The organism is Gordonia sp. (in: high G+C Gram-positive bacteria) (assembly GCF_049647785.1).
Lineage (GTDB): Bacteria > Actinomycetota > Actinomycetes > Mycobacteriales > Mycobacteriaceae > Gordonia.
In genome coordinates, this window is record NZ_JBARYI010000092.1 from 1 (window position 1) to 10,502 (window position 10,502).

4 protein-coding genes are annotated in these 10,502 nt (G+C 63.6%); 1 reads left to right on the forward strand and 3 read right to left on the reverse strand.

What is annotated here, in order from left to right; translation table 11 throughout:
- Positions 1-65: 65 nt before the first annotated feature.
- The 3 genes from WBA38_RS16250 to WBA38_RS16260 all read right to left on the reverse strand — a co-directional run bounded on the left by WBA38_RS16250 (position 66) and on the right by WBA38_RS16260 (position 8,604).
- Positions 66-3,797 carry a multifunctional oxoglutarate decarboxylase/oxoglutarate dehydrogenase thiamine pyrophosphate-binding subunit/dihydrolipoyllysine-residue succinyltransferase subunit gene (locus WBA38_RS16250; protein WP_424323125.1) on the reverse strand — a complete coding sequence of 1,244 codons (3,732 nt, stop codon included), beginning with the start codon at positions 3,795-3,797 and terminating at the stop codon, positions 66-68.
- 293 nt (positions 3,798-4,090) lie between these two features.
- Entirely contained in the window at positions 4,091-7,906 is a 3,816-nt protein-coding gene (locus tag WBA38_RS16255; RefSeq protein ID WP_424323126.1) for an ABC transporter ATP-binding protein, read from the reverse strand.
- Entirely contained in the window at positions 7,903-8,604 is a 702-nt protein-coding gene (locus tag WBA38_RS16260) for a hypothetical protein (protein ID WP_424295846.1), read from the reverse strand. The genes WBA38_RS16255 and WBA38_RS16260 overlap by 4 nt, the downstream gene beginning before the upstream one ends.
- Positions 8,605-8,931: 327 nt before the next feature.
- Here WBA38_RS16260 and WBA38_RS16265 point away from each other — a divergent pair, with 327 nt between their 5' ends.
- Positions 8,932-10,446 carry a DHA2 family efflux MFS transporter permease subunit gene (locus WBA38_RS16265; protein ID WP_424323127.1) on the forward strand — a complete coding sequence of 505 codons (1,515 nt, stop codon included), beginning with the start codon at positions 8,932-8,934 and terminating at the stop codon, positions 10,444-10,446.
- The last annotated feature ends 56 nt before the right edge of the window (positions 10,447-10,502 follow it).

The window sequence follows — 10,502 nt, forward strand, 5'->3', positions numbered from 1 at the left end:
AGCGAAGCGAGCGCGGTATGAGAAACGCCCCGCCGGAAATCCGGCGGGGCGTACTCGGTTAATGCTTAGACGATGGGCGTGAAGGCTTCGTCGACGATCTCTTGCTGCTCCACGGCGTGCACCTTGCTGGAACCCGACGACGGGGCCGACATGGCGCGACGCGAGATGCGGCGCAGGCCACCGAGCAACTCGGGCAGCATCTCCGGAAGCCACAGGCCGAGGAACGGCCACGGACCCTGGTTGGCAGGCTCTTCCTGAACCCACACGAAGTCGCCGGCGTTGGGGTACTGCTCCAACGTGCGTGCCAAACGACGGTAGGGCACCGGGTACAACTGCTCGACGCGGACGATCGCAATGTCGTCGCGACCTTCCTTCTCCTGGCGGGCGGCGAGCTCGTAGTACAGCTTGCCGCTGACCAACTGAACACGCTTCACCTTGGACCGGTCGCCACCCCGATGGGTGAACTTCGGGTCGTCGATGACCGACAGGAACTTGCCGTCGGTGAATTCCTCAACCGGCGACACCGCAGCCTTATTACGCAGCATCGACTTCGGAGTGAAGACCACCAGCGGGCGGCTGATGCCATCGTGCACGTGGCGACGCAGCAGGTGGAAGTAGCTAGCGGGAGTCGACGGCAGTGCGACCGTCATCGACCCCTCGGCACACAGCTGAAGGAAGCGCTCAATGCGACCCGACGTATGATCCGGGCCCTGACCTTCATGGCCGTGCGGCAACAGCAGCACGACGTCGCTGCGCTGGCCCCACTTGGCTTCGCCCGAGCTGATGAACTCGTCGATGATCGACTGCGCGCCATTGACGAAGTCACCGAACTGCGCTTCCCACAGGACCAAGGCTTCGGGGTCGGCGACGGCGTAGCCGTACTCAAAGCCGAGGACACCGAACTCACTGAGCGGGGAGTCGTAGACCAGGAATCGGCCCGAAGCGTCGGGCAGATGGTTCAGCGGCGTGTACTCCGAGCCGTTCTCCCGGTCAATGAGGACCGAGTGGCGCTGAGTGAACGTACCGCGGCGCGAGTCCTGGCCGGACAGACGAACCGTTTTGCCTTCCTGCACCAGGGTGCCGAACGCAAGAAGCTCAGCGAACGCCCAATCGATGTCGCCCTTGACGGGCATCTCATGCCTGCGCTTAATGACTGGGCGCACGCGCGGGTGCGCGGTAAAGCCCTCCGGCAGATTCCCGAACGCGTCGCCGATCTCGGCAAGCTTCTCCTGCGAGACGGCCGTGACGAGCTGGGTGCGAAGGGTCTGATCGCCCTCAACCGACGGCGAAGCCTCCGGCGTGTACCGCTCCAGTTCCTTGACCTCGACGAAGACCCGTTCAAGCTGGCCCTGGTAGTCGCGCAGAGCGTCTTCGGCTTCCTTGGTGGAAATGTCACCGCGGCCGATCAACGCTTCGGTGTAGCTCTTACGGACGCTGCGCAGGTTGTCGATCACGTCGTACATGGCCGGTTGAGTCATCGACGGATCGTCGCCCTCATTGTGGCCGCGGCGGCGGTAGCAGACGAGGTCGATGACGACGTCGCGGTTGAATGCTTCGCGGTAGTCGACGGCCAACTTGGCAGCCCAGACGCAAGCTTCGGGATCGTCGCCATTGACGTGGAAGATTGGCGCGCCAATCATCTTGGCGATATCGGTGCAGTACTGCGTCGACCGCGAGTACTCGGGTGCGGTGGTAAAGCCAACCTGGTTGTTGACGACGATGTGGACCGTACCGCCGGTGCGGTAGCCATTCAGCATCGACATGTTCAGGACTTCGGCGACAACACCCTGACCTGCGAACGCGGCATCGCCGTGCAGCATGAGTGGCATGACCGCGAACGGGTGACCGTCGGCCATCTGATCCTGCTTGGCGCGGACGATGCCTTCCAGGACCGGATCGACGGCCTCGAGGTGGCTCGGGTTAGCGGTCAGCGAGACGGTGATCTCGTTGTCGCCGAACATTTGGTAGTACTTGCCCTCGGAACCGAGGTGGTACTTCACGTCGCCCGAACCGTGAGCCTCGGCGGGGCCGAGATTGCCCTCGAACTCGGTGAAGATCTTGGAGTACGGCTTGCCGACAATGTTCGCGAGAACGTTGAGGCGTCCGCGGTGCGGCATGCCAATGACAACCTCTTCGAGGCCGTGCTCGGCACCCTGGTCCAGGACCGCATCCATCATCGGGATGACCGACTCGGCACCCTCGAGCGAGAAGCGCTTCTGGCCGACGTACTTGGTTGCCAGGAAAGTCTCGAAGGCCTCAGCGGCGTTGAGCTTGCTCAGGATGTACTTCTGCTCGGCAACCGATGGCTTGGCGTGCTTGATCTCCACCCGATCCTGCAGCCAACGCTGCTGCTCCGGATCCAAAATATGCGTGTACTCGACACCGATGTGGCGGCAGTAGGCATCGCGCAAGATGGCGAGGACTTCGCGCAGCTTCATATCGGACTGGCCGTGGAAGCCGCCGACCTTAAACGAGCGATCCAAGTCCCACAGCGTCAAACCGTAGGTCAGTACGTCAAGGTCCGGGTGCGCCACCCGAGCGGCCGTATCCATCATCAACGGGTCGGTGTCCGCCATCAGATGTCCGCGGTTGCGGTAGGCGGCAATCAACTCGAGGACGCGGGTCGTCTTATCGATCGAGCCCTCGGGGATGTCCCGACGCCAGCGGACCGGCTCGTACGGAATCTGCAGAGCGGTGAAAAGCTCATCCCAGAAGCTGTCGTCGATCAGCAGGTTGTGGATCGTCCGCAGGAAGTCACCGGACTCCGCGCCCTGAATGATGCGATGGTCGTAGGTCGAGGTGAGGGTAATCAGCTTGCCAACGCCCATGGCCGCGAGTTGTTCGTCGCTGGCACCCTGGAACTCGGCGGGGTACTCCATGGCACCAGCACCGATGATCGTGCCCTGGCCCTGCATCAGACGCGGCACCGAGTGCACGGTGCCGATGGTGCCGGGGTTGGTCAGCGAGATGGTGACGCCAGCGAAGTCGTCCGCCCCCAACTTGCCGTCGCGTGCGCGTCGAACGATGTCCTCGTAGGCGTCAACGAACGCCGAGAAACTCAACGTTTCGCACTTCTTGATAGCGGCGACGACGAGGGTGCGGGCACCATTCTTGCCCTTGAGGTCGATCGCCAAACCGAGGTTGGTGTGTGCAGGCGTGACAACGTTCGGCTTGCCGTCGATCTGGGCAAAGTGCCGGTTCATGCTGGGGAAGGACTTGACCGCCTGAACGATCGCATAGCCGAGCAAATGGGTGAAGCTGACCTTGCCGCCGCGGGTACGCGCCAAATGGTTATTGATGACAATGCGGTTGTCGATCATCAGCTTCGCCGGGATGGCACGGACGCTCGTCGCGGTGGGAACCTCAAGCGAGGAGTTCATGTTGCGCACGATGGCGGCGGCGGGTCCGCGGAGAACCTGGTTCGTTTCGGTCGCGGTGTCGTCGACCGACTTGCTGGCCGAGGCCGCCATACTCGAACCCGAAGCGGCCTTGGTTGCCGGCGCTTCACGGGCGGGAGCTGGGGTGCGCGTCACCGCGGAATTCTTCGTGGGCTCGGTGTCGAGCGTGACCGCGCGCTTAGAAGCGACGGTGGCAGCGGGTGCAGCGGGGGCGGCCGCAGCGGCGGGGGCTGCGGGCGTTGCGGGGGTTGCCGAAGCCGTCGAGGAGGGACGGTAGTTCTTGAGTAGCTCGTGCCAGCTCGGATCGACTGATTCGGGGTTGGTCTGGAATCGCTGGTACATCTCCTCAACCAGCCACTCGTTTTGTCCGAAGTCTGATTCGGAAATCGAACTGCTCACAGCGTTGTCTCGCCTCAATTCACCGGGGTGTTCTGTTGATCTTTAGCGCTCGGCCGACGTGATCTTGTGAACCGCAGCCGACCTACCATTCATCGATGGTACGCGGGCGGCTCTCGACAAGTGGAAAGTGTGCGACCCTGACCAGCTAGGTATTCGATTAGTGGTCAAAATCACGCGATTGACGGCAGTTAGCCGTCCGGTTTTGTCTGAATTGTGGCGTGTGTCGCCCTTAGTTTGTGCCGGATTCGCGGCTTCGTGGCATAACCCGCCAGCTACGGCTTCTCGTTGTGCAGTCATCTGCTGGTCGCGACCTGCCGGTCGCGGTCCGTGACGGTGTCGCTCTCGCAGTCGTCAGGCGAGACGCCCGCATCCCAGAGTCGTCGATACGGTCCGTCAGCCTCGACCAGTTCGCTGTGTGTTCCGCATTCCACGATTTGGCCATCCTCGACAACCGCGATCGTGTCCGCGCGCGCGGCGGTCGCCAACCGGTGGGCCACGATCACGCTGCTGCGACGCCGCGACAGCGCCTCGCCAGCGGCGAGAACTTGCGCCTCCGTTGCTTGGTCGAGGGTAGCGGTGGCCTCGTCGAGCAGGATGAGATCGGGTTCGACGAGTTCCGCGCGGGCCAAGGCAATCAGTTGCCGTTGGCCGGAGGAAAGTCCGCGGCCACGTTCAGCAATCGGGAACTCCATGCCACCCGGGAGGTCGGCGATCATTGCTGCGGCCCCGACACGGCGGGCGGCTTGCGCGATTAGCTCGCGGGAGGCCCCCGGCCGCCCATAGGCGATGTTGTCGGCAACCGTCCCGGCAAACAGGTGTGGCTCTTGCGGAACCACCCCGAGCCGACTCCGGTAGCGATGCAACTCGATCTCGCGCAGGTCGGTGCCGTCCATGCGGACAGTACCCGTCGTGGGGTCGTAGAAGCGGGCAAGCAATTTAACGATCGTCGACTTGCCTGCACCGGTGGTTCCGACAAGCGCCAGTGAGGTGCCAGCCGGAATGTGCAAGCTGACGCCGCGGAGGGCGTCGGACTCGGCACCGGAATAGCGGAAAGACACGTCATCAAAGCGGACGTCGCCGTCGTAGGCCGGGGCCGCCAGGTCCCGTGCGCTGACTTCGGTGTCGGCGAGGGGTGCGTCGACGAGCGAACTGGGGGTGAGTAACAGATCGCGGATGCGGCGCAATCCAACAGCTGCCTGCTGGTACGAATCGAATACCGAGGTCAACTGCTGCACCGGACCAAAAAGCATGCCCAAGTAGAGGACAAACGCGATCAAGGTTCCCGATGACAGGTCACCGGAAATCACCTGATGTGCGCCCAATCCAAGGACCACGGCGGTCGCAGCTTCCGAACAGAACGTAATGAACGGGAAGTACAGCGAAATGGCCCGTTGGGAATCCATGCGCGCGGAAACCCACGCGTCGCTCCGGCGGCCGAACTCGGCACGGGCGGCCGGAATATGCCGGTAGACGCGAGTCGTCGCCAACCCAGCGATGTTCTCTTGGAAATCGGCGTTGACCGCAGAAACCAACTCACGAGTCCGCGTGTAGGCGTTCGACGAGGAGCGGCGGAAATAAAAGGTCGCGATCAACAGCAGGGGGAAGACCGGCGCGATCACCAGCGCCAGCTGCCAGTCGGTGGCCAATAGCGCAGCCGAAACGCCGAACAGGGTCAGTACGGCGATGACGGCCGACGACAAACCGTTCTGGACGAAGCCAGATAGGGCGTCGACGTCGGTGGTCATGCGGGTCATGATGCGGCCAGACAGTTCACGTTCGTAGTAGTCGAGGCCGAGTCGCTGCAGGTGGGCGTAGCTACGGATACGCAGCGCGTACAGCACGCGTTCGCCCGCACGGGTTGCGGAGAGGACGTTGATGGCACCCGCGATCCAGGCGGCCAACGTGAGCGCGACACCGACCAACGTCGCGATCCCGATGACCTTGGCGTCGGTCCCGGAGCTGGCATCCAGCACCTTCCGGGCCAGGGTCGGGAAAGCCAAGCCGATGAGCGTGTCCGCGGCAATTGTCGCGACCACAACTGCCAAGAGCCACCGCACCGGCCGCAGAATCTGGCGGAGACTGAAGGTCGAACGTTCGGCGCGAGCGGCGGCGACGTCGACGTGTGGTGCTTCGTCAGCCGGGGGCAGTGCATCGACTGCGGCCCGGATTTCCGGCGTGGCGGGCATGGAACCCAGAGCCCCGCTACGACCGCCGCTGCCGGGACCAAACCGTTGGGGCGCGGTTGATTCCCGTCGTGCCGTAGGTGCGGGAGTGTCGACACCGCCGGGCCACAGGTCCGCGACGTCAATCGATTGCTGTCGTTCTACGCTGGCCGCAGCGGCCGCCCGCTGTTCGGGAGTGTCCGTCGCCGACATGAGTTCGCGGAAGCGTTCACTGCGTTCGGTGAGCTCTGAAACGGTGCCAATGTCGACGACTTTGCCGCCGTCGAGAACGGCGACACGGTCGGCGATTGTCAGGGTGGAACTGCGGTGGGCAAGAACCAGCATCGTGGTGCCGAGCGACCGGAAGTGCCCAAAGATACGGGCCTCGGTAGCCGCGTCGACGGCAGAGGTCGCGTCGTCGAGAACCAACACGCGGGCACGCTGGTAGAGGGCGCGCGACAGAGCGATGCGTTGACGCTGCCCGCCAGACAGGGTGAGGCCGCGTTCGCCGACCTGACTGTCGTAGCCGTCGGGGAGATCTGCGGCGAAGTCGGCGGCCGCGGCGCGGGCCGCGGCCGTGATCGCCGGGACATCGCTGTCGTCGGGTTCGGCCGGGCCGAGCGCAATGTTGGTGCCAATGGAAGTTGAGTAGAGGAACGGCTCGTCGAAAGCGAAGGCCACCGTTTTGTACAACTCGTCGGGGCTCAGATCTGACAGTTCAGTACGACTGCCATCGCTCCCGACAAGGGCGATGCTCCCGGCGTCCGGACGGTAGGCCCCGGTCACCAGTTCGGCGAGCGTCGACTTTCCCGATCCCGGGCCGCCGACGACGGCCACGCACTCGCCGGGCTGAAGGTGGAGGTCGACGCCGGATAGGACCGCTCGGTCGCCGTAGCTGAGGTCGACGTCGTCGAACGTGAGACCCACCGGTCCGACCGGAGCAGTGCCAGTTTGGTTGAACGCGTCATCGCGCGGGTGGTCGATGACGTCGTACACGCGCGTCACCGCCGCGGCGGCTAGCTGCGCATTGACCACCAGGTTGGTGAGGACGCGAGCCAGGCCGGTCATCGTCGCGAGGTAGGTGGAGAATGCGAGGAACGTGCCAGCGGTGATGTTGCCAAGGAACACCAGGTAACCGCCAAGACCAATCACGGCGACCATGCCGAGTTGGGGGATCGCAGCCATCGTTGGGGTAAAACGGGCGCTGATGCGCGCGGCACGCAACTTGAAGCGGTACAGCCGGTCGCCGAGCGTGGCGAGTTCGTCCGTGGCGCGTCGCTCCTGGCCGAAACCTTTGACCACACGGACGCCCGTGACAGTTTCTTCCACGTGACCAGCCACTTCGGCGGCTGCCTGCTGGGCAGCCCAGGTGGCCGCGAACAAACGCTTGCGGCTGTAGTAGACGATGACGGCGATCGTGGGCACAACGGTGACGGCTACGAGAGTAAGGAGTGGTGAGAGCCAGGCCATGACCCCCAGTGACAGCACCACCTGGACGGCACCGCCGATCGACAGCGGTGCCATCGCCAGAAGGGACTGAACTACCTGAAGGTCGGAGATGGACCGGGAAACCACCTGGCCGGTGCGGATGGTGTCGCGGGACGGTCCGTCGACGTGATGCAGTGTGTCGAGGAGTTCACGGCGAAGGTCGTCTTGCACCGTGATGGACATACGCCCCGCGGTCATCCGCCGCCCGAATTGAAAGCCGTAGCGTGCCACGGCGCCAATGAGCAGCGCGGCAATCAGCACGGACAGTGCAATTGAGACTGTGGACTGTCCGGTTGCGGAGTCGACCGCAGCCTTGGTGATCAACGGGGTCACCAAGTCCACGGCGACGGCCCCGAGGGTCACCGAGATCATCGTGATGAACAGTCGACGATGCCGGAACGCTTGCGCAACGAGTCTGCGGATCCACCCGTCGGTGGCGGGTGTTACCGCGGTCGTCAACCGGCCTCGATTGAGCGGTACGGAGCGATCACCTCTCCGTCAGTGGTCCAGGCGTCATTGATCCAGAAGTGCGGTGGGGGACCGAAGGCCGCGCGTGCGTTGCGAATCACGCGAGTTCCGAGCGCACGGTTGCCGACGCCACCAAGGACCGCGCCAATTCCACCGGGCACCAATTTGCCCATCACCACGGGCGCCTTGCCGAGGGTCAACTTGCGAGCGAACTTGCTGGCGAGTTTCTTATTGATGGTCGACATATTGACGCCGGGCAGCCCCGGGACGCCGAGTCGGGCCATGGCATCGCCGCCCTTGGCTCCGAGTGCCTTGCCAACCAGGTTGGCTCCCTCTTCGCCCAAGGCAACTGCCAGTACGAGCGTCTTGCGGCGTTCGTGATCAGTCGGTGCAATGCCGTGAACTTCGGCAACCGCGAGCGCCAGCAGTGCCGATGCCTCGATGAAGACCGCGGTCTCGGCCGTGATGGCACCGAGAGCGGTGACCGTACCGACACCGGGGATGGCGGCAGTGGCACCGACGGCACCACCGGATGCGGTGACCGTATTCAAGTACAGCTTTTCCAGGCGCCGAATGACTTGCTCTGGACCTTCGTCGGGGTACTTGTTGCGAACTCGGCGGACGTACTTTTCGACGGCGGGACGCTGCAGGCGCTGCGCTTTATCGACCAGCGTGCCGACAAAGGGCATCGCCTTGTTGGCGTCGGACACCACGACCGGGGCGCCCTCGATTGAGCCGCGGGCGGGAACAGGCAGGTAGGCGGGGGGTGTAGACGGTGCAGCGTTGTTCTTCTTGCGCATGTCGCGCTCCCTTGTCTTTCGGTTCGGTCAGATCATTCGATCGGGTTCGGCGAACCACCTTCGTACAACAGTTGCGCTGCCGGATTATTCCGTGGTGGGCGAATCCAGCGGCAACCATGCGTTTTCCTTCTCGACGTTACCGAGATTTGCAGTTGATCGCCGGTGGGTGATCGGTGTTAACCTTGCGAACATTCATCAACGCGAAAGGGGATTCGGGTGACCTCGACTCCGCAAGCCACAGCTTTCAAATCGGTCACCGATAGGCCCTGGGCGGCACTTATCGCCCTCTGCGTCGGCTTCTTCATGATCCTCGTCGACATGACAATCGTCGCGGTCGCACAGCCGCAGATCATGTCCGCGCTCGATGCCGACGTCAACGGCATTGTGTGGGTCACAAGCGCCTATCTGCTGACATATGCGGTGCCGTTGCTCATCGCCGGTCGTCTTGGCGACAAAATCGGTCCCAAGACGGTGTATCAGGCAGGCTTGATCCTTTTCACCGCCGCGAGCGTGTGGTGCGGCCTCTCTGGCAGCATCGGCGAACTCATCGCCGCGCGCGCCCTGCAGGGATTGGGTGCCGCGCTCATTACGCCGCAGACCATGGCGTTGATCACCCGCATCTTCCCGCCGGAACGACGTGGCGCCGCCATGGGCGTGTGGGGCACTGTCGCCGGTGTTGCCACGCTCGTCGGACCACTTCTCGGCGGCATCCTGACCGACTCGTTCGGCTGGGAATGGATCTTCTTCGTCAACCTGCCCGTCGGCATCGCCGGACTGGTGCTTGCGGCGATGTACGTGCCGAGCGTCGAAACTCACGATCACAAGTTCGACTGGGTCGGTGTCGGTCTGTCGGCCGTTGGCCTGAGTGCATTGGTGTTCGGGATCCAGGAGGGAGAATCCTACGACTGGGCCGGCTGGATCTGGGCCTTAATCGGCAGCGGCATCGTCATCATGGTGCTGTTTGTGCTGTGGGAGGCGAAGACGCGACTGGAACCGCTGGTCCCGCTGTCGCTGTTCCGCGACCGCAATTTCTCCGTCTCCAACATTGGTATCGCCGCGATGGGCTTCGCCGTGTCTGGTTCGATGATTCCGATCATGTTCTTCCTGCAGTTGGTCGGCGGGATGTCGCCGCTGAGGTCGGCGCTCGTCATGGTTCCGATGGCCGTGCTGACTGGCATCCTGGCACCCATCGTCGGTCGGATTCTGGATCGGGTGAATCCGCGGAACATCGTGTCGTCGGGCCTGTTTGCCTACGCGGTGGCTTCCTTCTGGGCCGGTGCGGTGTTCCGTCCGGATACGCCGGTCTGGCAATTGTTACTACCGACGATGCTGATGGGTATTGCCAGCGCGGCTATTTGGGCGCCGCTCGCGGCGACCGCGACCCGGAACCTGCCCTGGTATCAGGCCGGTGCCGGGGCGGGCGTCTACAACACCACGCGCGTCATCGGTTCCGTGATCGGGTCGGCCGGTATCGGTGCGCTGATGATGTCGCGATTGTCGGCTGAGTTGCCGGGGGTCGACACGCAGAGCCACACCGGTACCGTCGAGCAATTGCCGGACTTTCTGCGCGACGGGTTTGCGCGCGCGATGGGCGACTCGATCTACCTCGGTGCGGCAGTGTTGCTGGTCGGCGCAATCGTCACCCTGTTGCTTGTCCCGACCGGATCGCCCAAGGAGCCTTTCAATAAGGAGACGCTCGGCCCGGCGGCCGACACCGACGCGCCCAGGTAATTCCACCCTCTGCTCGTTCTCGCATGATGCGTCGATTCCCGCACTATGTCTGACAT